Origin of the sequence: Nannocystis punicea (genome assembly GCF_026965555.1) — a bacterium.
Taxonomy (GTDB): domain Bacteria; phylum Myxococcota_A; class Polyangia; order Nannocystales; family Nannocystaceae; genus Nannocystis; species Nannocystis punicea.
In genome coordinates, this window is sequence record NZ_CP114040.1 from 11,960,961 (window position 1) to 11,977,893 (window position 16,933).

Consider the following 16,933-nt stretch of genomic DNA (forward strand, 5'->3'; position numbering starts at 1 on the left):
CCAGAACGACATACACATCCACGATGCGGCGCCGCCTCCAGCACGCCGAGTCGGATCCTCGACCGACCGCCGCGGCCTCGCGTCTCAAGCCACGCGCTTCTTGAACAGATCGCGCAGGGCGAAGGTCGGGTCGCTGCACACGCCGCCGTGCACCGGCGACGTCTGGATGATCGTGCTGCGCGGCGCGACCAGCCAGTGGAAGCGCTCGGAGATCGGCAGCGCGGCGATCGAGCCCGCGCCCGCGTCGCCGTAGCAGACCGCGCGGAAGGCGTCGAGGTGGCGCGTCAGCGCCTCGAGGTCGACGTCGTCCGCCAGCGCCGTCACCCGGCTGCGGTCGAGGGCCAGCGCGCAGCCGAGGAAGCCGCGGGTCGGCGAGTGCACGATCACCCCGGCGTTGACGAACTCCTCCCGCTCCACTCTCGGGACCACTCGGACGATCGCGTAATCAAACGGCGCGCGCACGGTCGGCCTCCTCGAGGTAAGCGGACGCCGCGTCGCGACGGGCCCGCAGGCGAGCCGCGAAGGCGGCCCGGTATTCGTCCGGCGGCAGCGCGGGCGGGGCGGTCCACCACGCGTCCGGGACCGCGGCGATCGCCGCTTCGATCGCCCCGTCGGACAGGCCCGACCGCAGCCAGTCCGCCTCGGCCGCGATCGGGCCGGACCACGGCAGGAGCACGTGGCGGGCGATCATCGGGAACTTCGAGTCCACGCCGTCGAGGCCGCCGTCCCAGTCGTGCTGCCAGTAGAGCGCCGCGCCGTGGTCGATGAGCCAGAGCTGCCCGGTGCACCACAGCAGGTTGGTGTTCTTGGCCGTGCGGTCGACGTTCTGCGCGAACGCGTCGAAGGCGACGATCCGGGCCGCGAGCGACGGGTCGAGCTTCGGCCTGGCCGCGGGGTCGAAGCCGATCGCGCTGGCGAGGAACGTCATGCCGACGTTGTCGCCGGCGCTGGCGACCACGAGGTCGCGGATCTCCGGGTCGCCCTCGTTGCGGCCGACGGCCTCGTCGAGCTCGACGATCACCAGCTCCGGCACCGGCAGGCCGAGCGAGCGGGCCAGCTCGCCGACCACGATCTCGGCGACCAGGGCGCGCGCGCCTTGACCGGCGGCGCGGAACTTCACGACGTAGGTGCGGCCGTCCTCGGCCTCGACGACCGCGGGCAACGAGCCGCCCTCGCGCAGCGGAACGACATAACGAGCGGCGACGACGCGGCGGAGCACGCCGAGAGTGTAGGGGCCCCGTGCGGCGCCGTCACCCGCCGATCTCTCGGTCCGCGGCCGCGGCGACGGCGCGGGTCATCGCACGCGGCGGCCGAAGAAGCGCGCGTTGGCCTCGATGTCGGCCCTCAGCTCGAGCGGCACGTCGCAGTCCATGTGGATCGCCGACGCCGGGCATACATCCACGCAGCAGCCGCAGTCGATGCATTCGTCCGGATCGATGTAGAGCTGAACCCCGGGGAACCGCACGCCGCGTTCGGCCGCGGGGACCGAGCGCAGGGTGGCGTGGGCGATCGGCCCGTGGATGCACTCGATCGGGCAGACCTGGGCGCAGACCGTGTCGCAGGTGCCGGCGCAGTGACGGGTGATGACATGTGGCATCTTTTAAAATGGGCCTCCTGAGGTCGCCCTCAGCACGCGGCGGGCCGCCGTGGGGCGAGGAAAAATGCCTGGTGAGACGGGCACTTGGGGCCGTGCGCCGGCTCATCGACGGCGCTACACTGAAATCCCAGTGACGATGCACTGATATTTCAGTGCATCGCGCTATGCTCGGTTCGGCGAATGACGGAGGCGGGTTTCGAGCCGGTCGAGGTGTTGGCGGCGCTGGTGGCGGCGGCCAGCGAGGCGCACACGCGGCGGACGTGGGTGCGCCGGGTGGCAGAGGCGCTGGCGCGGACGCTGCCTCTGGTGCGGCTCGAGCTCGGCGAGCGGGCGGGCGACACGGACGAAGCCGAGGTCGTGAGCAGCGTCCCCAACGGCGGGGCGGTCGCCGTGACCCGCCGCCGGCTGCACGAGCGGGAGATCGCCGCGCTGCGCTCGGGCCGGGTCGACGAGTCGGCGCGGCGCGGCACGAGCGTGCGCTCGCTGGTGGTGGTGCCGCTCGGCGGCGCCGGGGCGGCGATGTTCGTGGCGCTCTCGCTCGGCCCCGGCGCGCGCCTCGACCCGGGCTTCGCGGCGACTCTCGGCGACGTGCTGCTGCATCTGCTGCGCGGCCAGGACGTCACCCAGCGGGTCGCCGAGCTGTCGCGGCGGGCCCACGTCGAGAACCGCGAGCTGCGCGAGCAGGCCCGTCACGGCGAGCGCGAGCGGCCGCTCGTGGCCCAGAGCGCGGCGATGCAGGAGGTGCTGCGGCGCATCGACGCGGTGGCGCCGTTCGACACCACGGTGCTGCTCGCCGGCGAGTCGGGCACGGGCAAGGAGCTGCTGGCGCAGCGGCTGCACCGCCTGTCGGCGCGCGGGCACCGGCCGATGGTGGCGATCAACTGCGGGGCGCTGCCGGCGAACCTGGTCGAGAGCGCGCTGTTCGGCCACGAGGCGGGGGCCTTCACCGGGGCGACGCGGCGCCACCTCGGGGTGTTCGAGCGGGCCGACCGCGGCACCCTGTTCCTCGACGAGGTCGGCGAGCTGCCGCTCGAGGTGCAGGTCAAGCTGCTGCGCGCGCTGCAGTCGCAGGAGTTCGAGCGGGTCGGCGGCGAGGAGCGCGTGCGCGTCGACGTGCGGGTGATCGCCGCGACCCACCGCGAGCTCGAGCCGATGATCGCCGCCGGCACCTTCCGCCGCGACCTGTTCTTTCGGCTATGTGTGTTCCCGATCCGCGTGCCCCCGCTGCGCGAGCGCCAGGGCGAGCTGCCGGGCCTCACCGCGGCGCTGGTCGCCGACATCGCCGCCCGGCTCAGGCTGCCCGCGCCGGCGGTGCCGCCCGCGGCCCTGGTCCGCCTGGCCCGCCACGCCTGGCCCGGCAACGTGCGCGAGCTCGCCAACGTGCTCGAGGCCGCGATCATCCTCGGCCGCGGCCAGTCCCTCGCCCTCGACGCCGCCCTCGCCGTCGACCCCGCGCCCGCGCACGCACCTGCGCCGGTGGAGCGCCTCGACGACGCGATCCGCCGCTGCATCATCGCCGCCCTGCGCGCCTGCGACGGCCGGATCTACGGCCCCGGCGGCGCCGCCCAGGCCCTCGGCCTCAAGCCCGGGACGCTGCAGAGCAAGATGCGCAAACTCGGCATCGACCGCGAGTCGTTCGTGCCGGCCGGCGAGGCGTGAAGGCCGCGAAGATCGACCGCATGTCCTCGAGGACATGCGGTGATCGAACGGTAGCGACGAGACACCAGCACTTCCGACGCCCGCACATGCCCCGCCGGACACGTCGATCTCGCGACGAGAGTGCGCACACCAGCGAGCCCGACGCTCCGCGCCGCTCGCACGACCTGTCCCAACACTCACGTGACTCTCGACGAGACCGATCGGTCGGGCGACCTTCGGGCACGTTCATCCGTGCTCGTACCGACGTCCGCGCCGGGCATCCTGTCAGATGTTTTTAAGAGACATGTGATTCGGGCCGTGCTCACCAGTGTTTGCAGCGCGGCACCGCCAGGCGGGCCGCGGTCGTCGCGGCGGCGCAGGCGTCGGCGAGGCCGGCGGCCAGCTTCTCGTCGGCGCGGGCGCGCGACCAGGCCAGGCGCTGGCCGTCGAGGACTTCGCCGTGGATCGCTCGCTCCTCGGCGGGCACGACCTCGGCGATGCAGCGGCGGTAGCTGTCGACGTAGCGGTCGCAGGCGTCGACGCCGATCGGTCCGTCGTCCGCTGCCACGGCCGGGGTCGCCGCGGGCGTGGGGGCGCCGGAGGCCACCTCTGCGGGGGCTGCCGGCGACTCGCTCACCGGGTCGGGAACAGGGGTCGCCGCCCGCTCGCAGGCGAGGAGGGCGGCGAAGACGAAGATCGGACTGACGCGCACCATTGGGTCTCCTCTCGCTGCCGCCGGACGCACGAGGCGGCGGCGAATGTTCCTGTCGCTCTCGGCTCGCGCGCCGCTCGCTGACGGAACAAGCGGGCCCGGGTCGCGCGTCGTGTGGCGACGGAGGTCCTTCGTCGTGCGCAATTTCCTCGTCCTCGCCGCGTTCGCGGCCGTCGTCGTGCCGGCCGCGCCCGCCGACGCTTGCCACAACAGCGTCGAGCGGGTCGTCGACGTCACCAATCGGAGCGTCCGTCGGGCCGAGCAATTGCTGGCCGACGGGGCCCACGCCGCGGCGGTCAAGGAGGTCCTCGCGACCTTCCCCGAGGCCGTGCAGCTGACTCACCGCGCGCGCCGGCCCGGGCTGTTCGCCCGCGCGCAGCGGGTCCTCGCCCTCGCGGCGGTGCGCAGCGGCGGCGGCGTGCGGCTGGCGAGTCACATGTCCGGAAAGACAGCTTCACACCGGACCGCGGCCCTGGCGTGGTCGGCGATGCTGCTGCGCCTGCACCACGCGCGCAGCGACGACGTGGTGGTCCGGGCCGAGCTGGCCGAGGCGCTGGCGGCCCTGCCGGCCGAGCGGGCCGGGGCGTACGCGCTGCTCAAAGAGCTCGGGGACGGCGACGTCCTGCCGACCGCGCGCGCGTGGGCGCTGCTCGCCGAGCTCGAGCGCGACCGCGGCGACGCCACTGCGGCGGAGCGGGCCGGCAGGCGCTGCCGGGAGATCGCGCCCGACGACCCGGTGTGCGCGCCCGAACCACCGACGAGCTGAGCGGTGCGGTCGCGCTCGCGCCCTCGCAGTCCTCGCGCGCGAGACCGCGGCCGACGAAATGGGCGCTGCCGGGCCCGCGCGCGAGACTTTCGGGTCTTCGGGACAGGTGCTCGTCCGAACGACCCTGTCGATCGGGCCGACGCCGCAGCGCGGCGATTCGGGTATCGTCGGCCCCGGAGGTCGAGCGATGACGGTCGGAGGCCAGAGTGGCGAAGTGATCCCGCAGGACCTGATCCTGCGCGACGCCGGGGCGAACCCGGCGGCGGTCGCCGAGGCGGTGCGAGCGATGACGGGCCTAGAGGCCCCGGCCGCCGCCGAGCTGGTGGCCCGCACGCCGAGCGCGATCCGGACCCGGATCGCCCCTGCCCTGGCCGAGGCCCTGCGCGTCAAGCTCGTCGCCGCCGGCGCGACTGTCGAGCTCCGGCCGCACGGCGCAGCGCCGGCGCCCGAGTTTTTCGACGTGTATCTGCAGGACAAGGGCGACAGCAAGATAGGCGTGGTGCGGGCGCTGAAGATGATGACGGGGCTCGGCCTGCGCGAGGCGGTCGAGCTGGTCGACGACGCGCCGTGCCTGGTGCGCCGCCGCGTCCCGCAAGACGAGGCCGAGGCGCTGCGCCACGAGTTGGTCGAGGCCGGCGCGATCGTCGAGGTCCGCGCGCACGAGAGCAGCGCGCCCCCGGAGCGCACGGCCAGCGGCGAGGCGGCGGTGACGTGGGGCGCGACGACCAGCGAGCCGACGGCGAAGCGAGCGAGCGAGCCGATCACGGGCTTCGCGGTGGTGCTGCATCACTTCGGCACGCGCAAGCTCGACGTGGTCAAGGCGATCCGCGACTTCACCGGGCTCGGCCTCAAGGACGCCAAGGACCTGGCCGAGTCGACCGAGGTGGTGCTCAAGCAGGGCATGAGCGAGCCGGAGGCGCGGTCGTTCGCGCAGGCGCTCTCGGGCGTCGACGCGAGCGTGTCGGTCCGCGGCGCCGCGGCGACGACCCCGTCGCCGGTAGGCGGATCGGGCGGTGACGGCTCCGAGGTCGTCCTGCACCACTTCGGGACGCGCAAGATCGACGTCATCAAGCTCATCCGCGAGGCGACCGCGCTCGGGCTCAAGGAGGCCAAGGACCTGTCCGAGTCGACCGACGTGGTGATCAAGAGCGGCATGCGCGAGGACGAGGCGCAGAAGCTCGCGCGGGCGCTCGCGGTCGTCGGCGCGCGCGTGTCGGTCCGCGGCGCGCCCGCGCCGGAGCCGGAGCGGTCGAACCTTCCCGAGCCGAGCGTGGGGTACGGGGTGGTGCTGCGGTCCCACGGCAGCAACAAGATCAGCGTCATCAAGATCATCCGCGAGGCCACGAACCTCGGGCTCAAGGAGGCCAAGGACCTGGCGGAGTCGACCGACGTGATGATCAAGGACGGTCTGAGCGGGAGCGAGGCGCAGGCGCTCGCGCAGTCGCTGACGGCCATCGGCGCGCGGGTCGAGGTCCGCAGCCCGGCGTGGACGGACGACTCGGAGGCAGACGCGGACGACGGCCCCTACTCCACTGCGCCGCTCGACGTGATCCTCGGCGCCTGCGGGCCGCAGAAGATCGCGGTGATCAAGGTGATCCGCGAGGAGCTCGGCTGCGGGCTCAAAGAAGCCAAGGACCTGTCCGAAACGCCAGGTGCGGTGCTGCGCGAGGGCCTCCGCCGCGCCGAGGCCGAGGAGCTGGCGCGCAAGCTGACCGCGCTCGGGGCCGCGGTCGAGCTGCGCGAGATGTGGCGCCGCGCCGAGCCGGCCGAGGTCGACGTGTTCCTGCAGAGCCACGGGCCCAACAAGATCTCCGTGATCAAGGAGGTGCGGGCGCTGACCGGCCTCGGGCTCAAGGACGCCAAGGACCTGGTCGAGGCCGCGCCGACGCTGATCAAGCAGAAGGTCGAGCTGGCGACCGCGAGGCAGCTGCAGGCCGTCCTCGCCGAGGTCGGGGCGGAGGTCGAGCTGCGCTGACGCGGCGGGTGTCGCCGCCTCGCCCGGGCCGCCACCCGAGATCGAAGATTCGCGTGCTTGACAGCCGGATTGCGCCTGGAGATGCTGCTCCGGCGTGGTTTGACATGTCTACTTCTTCGGCGCTCCGTCGGTCCTCGTTCTCTGCCCTGCTTTGCCTGTCTGCCTGCGGACCCGCGGAAGATCGCGGCACCGACGGCGAACCGGCGACGCCGGGGACCGGCGTGATGACGCTTCCCGGCGCGAGCACGGGGACGGGCACGAGCACGGGTGAGCCGACGACCGGCGATGGCACCGCGACCGCGGGCGAGGACACGTCGGCGGTGTCGAGCGAGCCGCCGCCGACGAGCACGACGACCGGCGGCGGGGCCAAGTTCGACGTCGGCGCGCGGGCCGACGCGGCCGGGCCGTGCGAGGAGTTCGACGTCACGCCGATGCCGCAGCGGCCGAACGTGGCGCTGGTGCTCGACTACTCGAGCTCGATGCAGCAGTCCCTCGGCGACAAGACGCGCTGGGCGGTGCTGTGGGAGGCGGTCGACTTCCTGATCGACGGCTGGGACGCGCAGCTGAACCTGGGGATGATGCTGTTCCCCGACCTCGACATCTCGATGAACGCGACCAACTCGTGCGTCACCGAGGACTTCGAGGTGCCGGTGGCGCCGATGAACGGGGCCGACATCCTGGCGGTGCTGCCCGGCCCCGACCACGATCCGCCGGGCAACACGCCGACCCGCGCGGGCGTGCTGGTGGCCGCGGCCCACCTCGAGACCCTCGACCCGGCGATCCCTCGCGCCATCTTCCTCGTCACCGACGGCGACGCGCTGTGCGGCCCCGACCAGTGGGAGGAGCTGACCGACGAGGGCGTGGACGAGGTGATCGGGGAGATCTACACGCAGCGCAACATCCCGACCTATGTGATCGGCCTGGCCGCCCAGGGCAGCAGCTTCATCGCCCACCTGAACGAGATGGGCCTCGCCGGCGGCCGCCCCGATCCGGCGGCGGACCACGACTACTACCCCGGCGACGACCAGGCCAGCCTCCAGGCGGCGTTCGAGCAGGTGGTGATCGACGTCATCACCTGCACGCTCGACCTCGAGGAGGCGCCGCCCGACCCGACGCTGTTCAAGGTCAGCGTCGACGGCGTCGAGTACACCTTCGTGCCCGACTGCGGCCAGGGCGACGGCTGGACGTTCGTGCCCGACACGATGAACCAGCAGATCGAGCTGTGCGGGGTCGCCTGCACCGCGTTCAAGGCCGGGGCGTCGTTCCACGCCAAGCAGTATTGCCTGAACGGGTGAGCCGAGGATGTCTTGAAGGACAGGTGATCGGAGACTTAGCGACCTGGCCTAACGGGCAGGTGCGGCGGCCATCGCGGAGGCGTGGTCCTCGACCAGCGCGACCAGGCGCGACAGGCCGAGCTTGCGCACCAGCACGGCCGGCCGCGAGCGCGAGCGCAGCAGGCGGCGGGTGGTCTGGACCGCGCCGTGGCTGTTCACGTCGGTGACGATGACGACGAGGTCGCTGCGGTCGACGAGCCGCTCGAGCTCGAGCGAGGCGTGACCCCGCATGTAGCCGGTGTGGTGCTCCAGCTCGTGGCCCATCGCGCGTACCGCCCGCTGGTAGCTCTGTTCGCTCCGGTCGAGACCGCCGACGATGCCCACGCGCATGGCACAACAGTATTTCATTAAAATGGAATTTTCAAGCTGCTGAACTCCGCCGATCGTCGGGGCGAAGGCGGCGCCCAGGCGGCCGGCGCGGCCGTATGGGGCCAATTCGGCGCCCGTAACAGCGATCGCGGAAATTTCGAGCGAGCTCAACAGGCTCCATGGCACGAGAGAAATTTCCGCTATTCTGAAAACGTGCGTTCCCCCGCCCCCACGCCATGCTGACCCTGCTGCTCGTGAGCCTCTGGCGCGCCCACTGGCGCCGCCGCCGCGCTGCCGCCGCCGCGCTGCCGGCGGTGTGAGGCGTGGGAACGCGCGCGGGCTCCTCCGACTGCGGTCCTCAGCGACGGCCTCGCGGGCGCTCCTCCTCGGCTTCGCGCGCGCAGGCGGCGGTGAGGGCGGCGAGGTCGGCCTTGCGCGCGTCGTCCTTCGCGCCGGCGCGGGCGTCGAGCTGCAGCGAGCAGGCACGCTCGTGCTCACCGGCGGCGAGGAGCAGGCGGGCCAGCTCCAGGGCGGCCAGCGAGCGCGACTCGACCTGACCTTTCACACCTGTCGTATCGGCCAGCACGCGCTCGAACCACAGGCGCGCGGCGGGGAGGTCGTTCGCCGCGGCCGCGAGCTGGCCGGCGCGCACGGCGATCGGGGCGATCGCGGAGTTCCTGGGCCCGCCGTTGGCCTCGTAGACAGTGACCGCGCGGGCGAGCAACGTGCGGGCCTCGGCGGCAGGTACGAGCGCGGCCAGGCCCACCAGCGCCTCGCTGAAGTAATAGGCGTGCGTGGTGGTGGCGCTGCTGCCGAGGGCGACCGCGCGGGTGAACTCGGCCAGCGCCGCCGCCGACTGGCCGCGCGCCGCGTGGAGCTTGGCCAGCCCGGTCAGCGGCTGCAGGAGGTGCGAGTGATCGGGCCCGTACAGCTCCTCCATCAGCGCGAGGGCGCGGGCGTAGTGCTCGGCGGCCGCGTCGAGCTCGCCCGCGCGGTGCTCGATCTCCGCGAGGCTCGCCAGCGGGTGCGCGACCAGCAGGTGGTTCTCGCCGAGCAGCTCGGAGAACAGCGCGAGGGCGCGGACGAACTGCTCGCGCGCCTCCTCGAGGCGGCCGAACCGCTCGTGCAAGATCCCCAGGTTGTGGTGGACGACCGCGAGCAGCGGATCCGGCGGGCCGGGGATCCGTCCGAGCAGCTCGAGGGTGCGCGTGTAGTGCTCGCGGGCCGGCGCGTCGCCGTCGGCGCGACCATGGACGACGCCGAGGTTGTTGTGCAGGAGCGCCGCGACCTGCACGTCGCCGGCGCGCTCCACCAGCGCTTCGGCCACCGGCTGGTCGTCGAGGGCGAACGCGAGCCGGCCCTGGATCTCGCCGACGACGAAGATCCGCTTGGCCGCGGCCTCGGCGGCCACGACGTCGAGGCCGTGGACGATGGCGGTGCGCATCGCCAGAGTCAGGGCGGCCTCGGCCTCGTAGGCGCGCGCGAGGCCCATGAGCAGGCTGCCCTCGCGCAAGGCGGCCTCGGCGATGAGCGGCGGGTAGTGCAGCTCGTCCGCGACCGCGCGGACCTCCCGTGCGAGCTGCAGCCCCTCGGTGTACTGGCCGGTGGTCTCGAGGGCGGCCGCCCGCGCGAGTTGAGCGCGCCGCGTCTCGACCCGGGCAGCGGTATGCGGATCGGCGGGCGGGGCGACTGCGGCCAGCAGCGCGTCGGCGTCGGCGCACGACTCGAGGCTCGGCAGCGCGGCGGTGGCCTGCACCGCCTTCTCGAGGATCGAGCGGTCGGCGGCGATGAACACGTCGACCAGCGCGGCCAGGTAGTCGCGACTGCGGGCCAGGCAGGCGGTGCGGCGGTCGAACAGCGAGGTCGACTGCGAGCCGCCGGCGTGGGCCTCGCACGCCTGCGTACGGCCCTCGGTCCACGCGAGCGCGTAGGCGTCGAGGCGGTCGTGGGCGCGGCGCCAGGTGTCGGCCGCGAACGGCGAGCCGGTGGCGACGAAGGCCTGCTCCGCCGCGGCCGCGCGGGCCTCGTCCCACACGCCCGCGAGCTCGACCGCGGCGCCCTCGCACTGCGTCGCCGCGTCGTCGCGCTGCGACAGCGCGAGCGCGTAGCTGCCGGCCGCGGCCGCGCCGGCCACCGCGGCGATGCCGGCGACGCGGAGCATCGTCTTTCGCGGGTCGCGCTCGAGGACGTCGAGCATGTGCGCGAGGTCGGGCCAGCGCATCCTCGCCGTCGGCGCCAGGCTGCGGACGATGATGCGGAAGATCCGCTTCGGCACCCTCGAGTCGCGCGGCGGCGGCGGCACGACCCCGCGCCGGACCTCGCGCTTGATCTCCTCCCACGTCGACCCGCGGAACGGGCGCGAGCCGTACAGCGCCTCGTAGAGGGTGATGCCGAAGCTGAACTGATCGGAGGCCGGGCCGACGACCTCCTCGCCGAAGTGCTGCTCGGGCGACATGTACGCCGGCGTGCCGAGGGCCTTGCCCGCGCGGGTGAGGCGGACATCGAGGATGTCGCCGCGGCCGGTCTGGTCGGGGCGGTTCGACGGTTGCGTCGACATCCGCGACAGGCCGGGCTCGACCTCGGCGTGGACCAGGCCGAAGTCGAGGACGCGCGGGCGGCCGTCGGCGCTGACGAGGACGTTGTCGGGCTTGAAGTCGCGGTGGACCAGGCCGGCCGCGTGGGCCGCCGCGAGGCCGCGCCCGGCCGCGATCACGGTGCGCAGCACCAGCGGCCACGGGCGCCGCTCGAGGCGCTGCCACGTCCTCAGCGTCTGGCCCTGGACGTACTCCATGGCGACGTAGATCTCGTCGCAGTGTTCGCCGGCCTGGTAGACCTGCACGACGTTGGGATGGGACAGGCGGGCGAGGGCCTGGGCCTCGCGGAGCATGCGGGTCCGGACCTCGCGGCTGTCGAAGTGTCGCCGCGACAGGACCTTGAGCGCGACCTCTCGCGCGAGCGCGGCGTCGTGGGCGGCGTAGACGATGCCCATGCTGCCCTCGCCGAGTTTGCGCAGCACGACGAACGGGCCGATCTCGGCAGGTGTCGCCCCCTCGGTCATATCCGAAGGCCGAGAGCATACCCGATCGCCCGCGCGTGAACGCCGGGGCTCAATGGCCGCAGGCGGCCGCGAGCGCGTCCAGCTCGGTGTTCGCGTCGCCCGGTGCAGCGCGGGCTGCGAGCGACAAGGCGCAGGCGCGCTGGCGCTCGCCGGCGTCGAGGAGGATGCGGGCGAGGCCCAGCGCGGCCAGCGAGCGCGATTCGAGCTGGTCTTTCGGACCTGTCGCATCGGACAGGACGCGCTCGAACCATCGACGCGCCGCCGGCAGGTCGTTCGCGGCGGCCGCGAGCTGACCGGCGCGCGCGGCCACGGGGACGATCGCGGGGTTCTTCGGCCCGCCGTCGGCCTCGTAGACGGTGACTGCGCGGGCCAGCAGGGCGCGGGCCTCGGCCCGGTCGACGCCGGTGACGGCCTCGGCGAGGCCGACCAGTGCTTCGGCGTACATCGAATGAGTGGAGCCGAGCCGCTCGCCGATGGCGACTGCGCGGCGGAACTCGGCCCTGGCGGTGTCGAGCGAGCCGCGGCCGAGCGCCACGTTGCCGAGGCCGACCAATGGGTGCAGCAGGTAGAAGTGGTGCTCTCCGTACGTCGCCTCCATCAGCGCCAGCTGGCGGCGATAGCCGGCGGCCGCCTCGTCGCGGCGGCCCTGCAACAGGTCGACGTCGGCGACGCCGCCGAGCGGGTGCACGACATACGGGTGCTTCTCGCCGAGCAGTTCGGTGACCACTGCGACGGCCTGCGCGTAGTGCTTGCGCGCGTCGTCGAGCCGGCCCTGGCTGCGGTACAGGCCGCCGAGGTTGTGATGCGCCATCACGATCAGCGGATCGGGGCCGTCGCTGCGGCCGCCGAACAGCTCCATCGAGCGCAGGTAGTGGAGGCGCGCGCGGTCGTCGGTGACGTCGCGCGCGTAGACCACGCCGAGGTTGTTGTGCAGGAGGCCGCCGATCCGGCCGTCGTCGCCGGCGCGCTCCATGAGCGCCTCGGCGAGCGCCTCGGCGTCCAGCGCGACCTCGCGACGTCCCTGCCGCTCACCGACGACGAAGATCCGCTTGGCCACGGCCTCCGCTGCGACCGCGTCGAGGCCGTGCACCAGCCCCTCGCGCATCGCCCGGGTCAGCGCGGCCTCGGCCTCGGCGTCGCGCGCCAGCTCCATCAACAGGCTGCCCTCGCGCAGCGCGACCTCGGCGGTGAGCGGCGGGAAATGCAGCCCCTCGGCCGCCGCTCCGACCTCACGGGCGAGGCTCAGGGCCGCGGTGAATTGGCCGGTGTTCTCGAGGGCGGTGGCGCGGGCGAGCTGAGCGCGGCGGGCCTCGACCTCGGCGGCGACGTCCGGATCGTCGGGCGGGGCGACGGCGGCCAGCAGGGCGTCGGCGTCGGCGCACGAGGCGAGGCTTGCCAGCGCCGCGACGGCCTGCACGGCATTCTCGACGACGGAGCGGTCGGCGGCGAGGAGCACGTCGACCAGCGCCGACAGCTCGGCGCGACGGCGGGCCAGACAGGCGGTGCGGCGGTCGAACAGCGAGGTCGACTGAGAACCACTCGCGTGGGCCTCGCAGGCCTGCGTGCGGCCCTCCGTCCACGCGAGCGCGTAGGCGTCGAGGCGGGCGTCGACCCGGCGCCACGCGTCGGCGGCGAGCGGCGAGGCCGTGGCGACGAAGGCCTGCTCCGCGGCGGCGGCGCGCTCGTCGTCCCACACGCCCGCGAGCTCGGCAGCGGCGCCCGTGCATTGCGTCGAGGCCTCTTGCTGCGACAGCGCGAGCACGTAGCTGCCGGCCGCGGCTGCACCGGCGACCGCGACGATCCCGGCGACTCGCAGCACCGTCCTCCGTGGGTCGCGCTCGAGCGCGCCGAGCATGTGCTCGAGGCTCGGCCAGCGCAGCTCGGGCGTCGGCGCGAGGCTGCGGGCGATGATGCGGAAGATCCGCCCGGGCACCGTCGAGTCGCGCGGCGGCGGCACCACCCCGCTTCGCACCTTCTGCTTCAGCTCTTCCCAGCTCGCGGCGAGGAAGGGCCGCACGCCGTAGAGCGCCTCGTAGAGGGTGACGCCGAAGCTGAACTGATCCGACGCCGGCTCGATCGCGCCGCCCATGTGTTGCTCGGGCGACATGTACGTGGGCGTCCCGACGAGCATGCCGGTGCGGGTCAATCGATCGCCGAGCGGCTCCTCTTCGGGCTCATCGACGGGCTGCAGCTGGGTCGACGCCTGCGACAGCGACATCGACGCGGCTTCCTCCGAGGAGGGCTCGACCGATCTGGTGGCCACGGCGGGATCGCCGGTGTGGACCAGTCCGAAGTCGACCACGCGCGCGCGACCGTCTTCGCCGACGAGCACGTTGTCCGGCTTGAAGTCGCGGTGAACCAGACCGGCGGCGTGAGCCGCAGCGAGGCCCCGTCCGGCCGCGATCACCGTGCGCAGCACGAGTCGCCACGGGCGCTTCTCCGCCCGCAACCACGACCGCAGCGTCTGGCCGTGGACGTACTCCATGGCGACGTAGATCTCGTCGTCGTGCACGCCGACCTGATAGACCTGCACGACGTTGGGGTGGGACAGGCGCGCGAGCGCTTGCGCCTCGCGGAGCATGCGAGCGCGGACCTGGCGGCTGTCGAAGTGCCGCCGCGACAGGACCTTGAGCGCGACCTCTCGCGCCAGCGCGGCGTCGTGGGCGGCGTAGACGATGCCCATGCTGCCCTCGCCGAGCTTGCGCAGGACGACGAAGGGGCCGATCTTGGCGGAGTCTTCACCCTCGATCACGAAGTATCCCGGCGTTCGAGGTCGAGAGCGTAGCCGCGAGCGCCGCTCAGCGCGAGCAGGCGGCGGCGAGCGCGTCGACGTCGGCCCTGTGCGCGTCGCCCGTGAGACCGACGCGGGCGTCGAGCAACAGAGAGCAAGCGCGCTGACGCTCGCCGGCGTCGAGGAAGATGCGGGCGAGACCCAGAGCAGCCAGCGAGCGCGACTCGAGCTGTTCTTTGGAACCTGTCGCATCGGCCAGCACGCGCTCGAACCACTGGCGCGCCGCCGGCAGGTCGTTCGCGGCGGCCGCGAGCTGACCGGCGCGCACCGCCACCGGCGCGATCGCGGGGTTCTTGGGCCCGCCGTCGGCCTCGTAGACGGTCATGGCGCGGGCCAGCAGGGTCCGAGCCGAGGCCAGGTCGGTGCTGGTGACGCACTCGGCGAGGCCGATCAACGCCTCGGCGTACATCGAATGCGTGGTGCCGAGCTGCTCGCCGATGGCGACGGCGCGGCGGAACTCGGCGGCCGCGATGTCGAGCGCCCCCGCGGCCTGGCTGACCTTGCCGAGGCCGACCAGCGGGTGCAGCAGGTAGAGGTGTTGCTGGCCGTACGTCGCTTCCATCAGGAGAAGCGCGCGGCGGTAGCCAGCGGCGGCGACGTCGCTGCGGCCCTGTAACACGTCGATGTCGGCGACGCCGCCGATCGGGTGGGCGACCATCGGGTGCTGCTCGCCGAGCATCTCGGAGAACAGCACGACTGCCTGCGAGTAGTGGTCACGGGCGTCGTCGAGTCGACCCTCGCCCCGCAGCAAGCCGGCCAGGTTGTGGTGCACCGCCGCGAGGAGCGGATCGCCGGCGCCGGCGCGACGACCGAGCAGATCGATCGTCCGCAGGTAATGCTCGCGCGCGCGCGCGGCCGCGCCGTCGAGCTCGTAGACCGCGCCCAGGTTGTTGTGGAGCAGCGCCGCGATGCGTCCGTCGTCACGCGTGCGCTCGGCCAGCGCCTCCGCGACCGCCTCGCCCGCGAGCGCGGCGACTCGCTGGCCAAGGCCGTCCCCCAGCACGAAGACCCGGCGCGCCGCGGCCTCGGCGGCCACTGCGTCGAGGCCGTGGACGAGCGCCAGCTTGAGCGCCGCGGTCAAGGCAGCCTCGGCCTCCTCCGCGCGGGCGACGGCCATGAGCAAGCGGCCCTCGCCGAGCGCGGCCTCGGCGGTGAGCGGCGGGTAATGCAGCTCCTCGGCCGCGGCGCGGATCTCTCGCGCGAGCTGCAGCCCTTCGGCGTACTGGCCGGTGCCCTCGAGGGCGGCCGCTCGCGCGAGCTGGCTGCGCCGCGACTCGACCTGCGCCGCCGCGTGCGGGTCGCCGGGTGGCGCGACGGCGGCCAGCAGCGCGTCGGCGTCGGCGCAGGACTCCAGGCTCGGCAACGCTGCAGTCGCTTGCACCGCGTTCTCGATCACCGAGCGGTCGGCGGCGATGAACACGTCGACCAGCGCCGACAGATAGGCGCGACGGCGGGCGAGGCAGGCGGTGCGGCGGTCGAACAGCGAGGTCGACTGCGAGCCGCTCGCGTGGGCCTCGCACGCCTGCGTGCGGCCGTCCGTCCACGCGAGCGCGTAGGCGTCGAGGCGGGTGTCGACGCGGCGCCAGGTGTCGGCCGCGAACGGCGAGCCGGTGGCGACGAACGCCCGCTCCGCCGCGGACGCGCGGGTGTCGTCCCACACGCCCGCGAGCTCGGCGGCCGCGCCCTTGCACTGGGTCGCCGCCTCGCGCTGGGACAGCGCGACCGCGTAGCTGCCGGCCGCGGCCGCGCCGGCCACCGCGACGATGCCGGCGAACCGCATCACCGTCTTTCGTGGGTCGCGCTCGAGCGCCACGAGCATGTGCTCGAGGCTCGGCCAGCGCATGTCGGGCGTCGGCGCGAGGCTGCGGACGAGGATGCGGAAGATCCGCCCCGGCACCGCCGAGTCGCGCGGCGGCGGCGGCACGATCCCGCGTCGGACCTCGCGCTTGATCTCCTCCCACGTCGCCCCCGGGAACGGCCGTAACCCGTACAGCGCCTCGTACAGCGTGGTGCCGAAGCTGAACTGGTCCGACGCCGGGCCGACCGCCTCGTCGCCGAAGTGCTGCTCGGGCGACATGTATGCCGGCGTGCCGAGGGCCTTGCCGGCGCGGGTGAGGCGGATGTCCATCACGTCGCCGCGATCGGTCTGGCCGCTGCCGCTGGCGCCGAGCGGCGGGCCCGACGGCTGCGTCGACATGCGCGAGATCGTCGGCAGACCGGTGACCGAGGTGCGCACGTCGACGCCGCCGAGCGGCAGCGCCGGGCTGCTCTCGGCGTGCACCAGGCCGAAGTCGAGGACGCAGGGGCGGCCCTCCTTGCTGACGAGGACGTTGTCGGGCTTGAAGTCGCGGTGCACCAGCCCGGCCGCGTGGGCCGCCGCGAGGCCGCGTCCGGCCGCGATCACCGTGCGCAGCACCTGCTGCCACGGGCGCTTCTCGGCGCGCAGCCACGCGGTCAGCGTCTGGCCCTCGACGTACTCCATGGCGAGGTAGATGCCGTCGCCGTGTTCGCCGACCTGGTAGACCTGCACCACGTTGGGGTGCGACAGGCGGGCCATCGCCTGCGCCTCGCGGACCATGCGGGCCCGCACCTCGCTGCGGTCGATGAGCGAGCGGCGGATCAGCTTGAGCGCGACCTTGCGGTCGAGCGCGACGTCGTAGCCCGCGTAGACCACGCCCATGCCGCCCTCGCCCAGCTTGCGGAGGACGACGAACGGGCCGATCGCGGCGGGCTCTGCGCCTTCGGACACCCCT

Annotated in this window: 12 protein-coding genes; 4 read left to right on the forward strand and 8 right to left on the reverse strand. The window is 73.5% G+C overall.

Annotated elements, in window-relative coordinates:
* Nucleotides 1-84 precede the first annotated feature (84 nt).
* The 3 genes from O0S08_RS45960 to O0S08_RS45970 form a co-directional block, all read right to left on the reverse strand.
* A complete protein-coding gene (locus O0S08_RS45960; RefSeq protein WP_269035872.1) occupies nucleotides 85-462 on the reverse strand; it encodes a DUF3037 domain-containing protein in 378 nt (125 codons plus the stop codon).
* Entirely contained in the window at nucleotides 446-1,219 is a 774-nt protein-coding gene (locus O0S08_RS45965; protein WP_269035873.1) for a HipA family kinase, read from the reverse strand. The genes O0S08_RS45960 and O0S08_RS45965 overlap by 17 nt, the downstream gene beginning before the upstream one ends.
* Nucleotides 1,220-1,294: 75 nt before the next feature.
* Nucleotides 1,295-1,597, reverse strand: a complete 303-nt coding sequence (locus O0S08_RS45970; RefSeq protein WP_269035874.1) for an NADH-quinone oxidoreductase subunit I — start codon at nucleotides 1,595-1,597, stop codon at nucleotides 1,295-1,297.
* A 180-nt stretch (nucleotides 1,598-1,777) separates the two neighbouring features.
* Here O0S08_RS45970 and O0S08_RS45975 point away from each other — a divergent pair, with 180 nt between their 5' ends.
* On the forward strand, nucleotides 1,778-3,256 hold the full coding sequence (locus O0S08_RS45975) for a sigma-54 interaction domain-containing protein (RefSeq protein WP_269035875.1): 1,479 nt from the start codon (nucleotides 1,778-1,780) through the stop codon (nucleotides 3,254-3,256).
* Between the two features lie 301 nt (nucleotides 3,257-3,557).
* Here the strand turns inward: O0S08_RS45975 and O0S08_RS45980 are convergent, their stop codons facing one another.
* Nucleotides 3,558-3,950 carry a hypothetical protein gene (locus O0S08_RS45980; RefSeq protein WP_269035876.1) on the reverse strand — a complete coding sequence of 131 codons (393 nt, stop codon included), beginning with the start codon at nucleotides 3,948-3,950 and terminating at the stop codon, nucleotides 3,558-3,560.
* Nucleotides 3,951-4,083: 133 nt separating this feature from the next.
* Between O0S08_RS45980 and O0S08_RS45985 the strand changes: the two genes are divergently transcribed.
* From O0S08_RS45985 to O0S08_RS45995, 3 genes are all read left to right on the forward strand, one after another.
* Complete coding sequence (locus O0S08_RS45985; RefSeq protein ID WP_269035877.1) at nucleotides 4,084-4,713, forward strand: hypothetical protein; 630 nt, start codon at nucleotides 4,084-4,086, stop codon at nucleotides 4,711-4,713.
* Nucleotides 4,714-4,900: 187 nt separating this feature from the next.
* The gene (locus O0S08_RS45990) at nucleotides 4,901-6,688 is read left to right on the forward strand and encodes a ribosomal protein L7/L12 (protein WP_269035878.1); all 1,788 of its coding nucleotides are present in this window, start codon (nucleotides 4,901-4,903) and stop codon (nucleotides 6,686-6,688) included.
* Between the two features lie 224 nt (nucleotides 6,689-6,912).
* Nucleotides 6,913-7,983: a vWA domain-containing protein gene (locus tag O0S08_RS45995; protein ID WP_269035879.1), complete on the forward strand. Its 1,071-nt coding sequence runs from the start codon at nucleotides 6,913-6,915 to the stop codon at nucleotides 7,981-7,983.
* A gap of 48 nt (nucleotides 7,984-8,031) precedes the next feature.
* On the opposite strand, the gene O0S08_RS46000 is transcribed toward O0S08_RS45995, so the two are convergent.
* From O0S08_RS46000 to O0S08_RS46015, 4 genes are all read right to left on the reverse strand, one after another.
* Complete coding sequence (locus O0S08_RS46000; RefSeq protein WP_269035880.1) at nucleotides 8,032-8,517, reverse strand: DUF2325 domain-containing protein; 486 nt, start codon at nucleotides 8,515-8,517, stop codon at nucleotides 8,032-8,034.
* A gap of 172 nt (nucleotides 8,518-8,689) precedes the next feature.
* On the reverse strand, nucleotides 8,690-11,389 hold the full coding sequence (locus O0S08_RS46005) for a serine/threonine-protein kinase (RefSeq protein ID WP_269035881.1): 2,700 nt from the start codon (nucleotides 11,387-11,389) through the stop codon (nucleotides 8,690-8,692).
* A gap of 49 nt (nucleotides 11,390-11,438) precedes the next feature.
* Entirely contained in the window at nucleotides 11,439-14,141 is a 2,703-nt protein-coding gene (locus O0S08_RS46010) for a serine/threonine-protein kinase (protein ID WP_269035882.1), read from the reverse strand.
* Between the two features lie 46 nt (nucleotides 14,142-14,187).
* Entirely contained in the window at nucleotides 14,188-16,929 is a 2,742-nt protein-coding gene (locus O0S08_RS46015) for a serine/threonine-protein kinase (RefSeq protein ID WP_269035883.1), read from the reverse strand.
* Nucleotides 16,930-16,933: the final 4 nt, after the last annotated feature.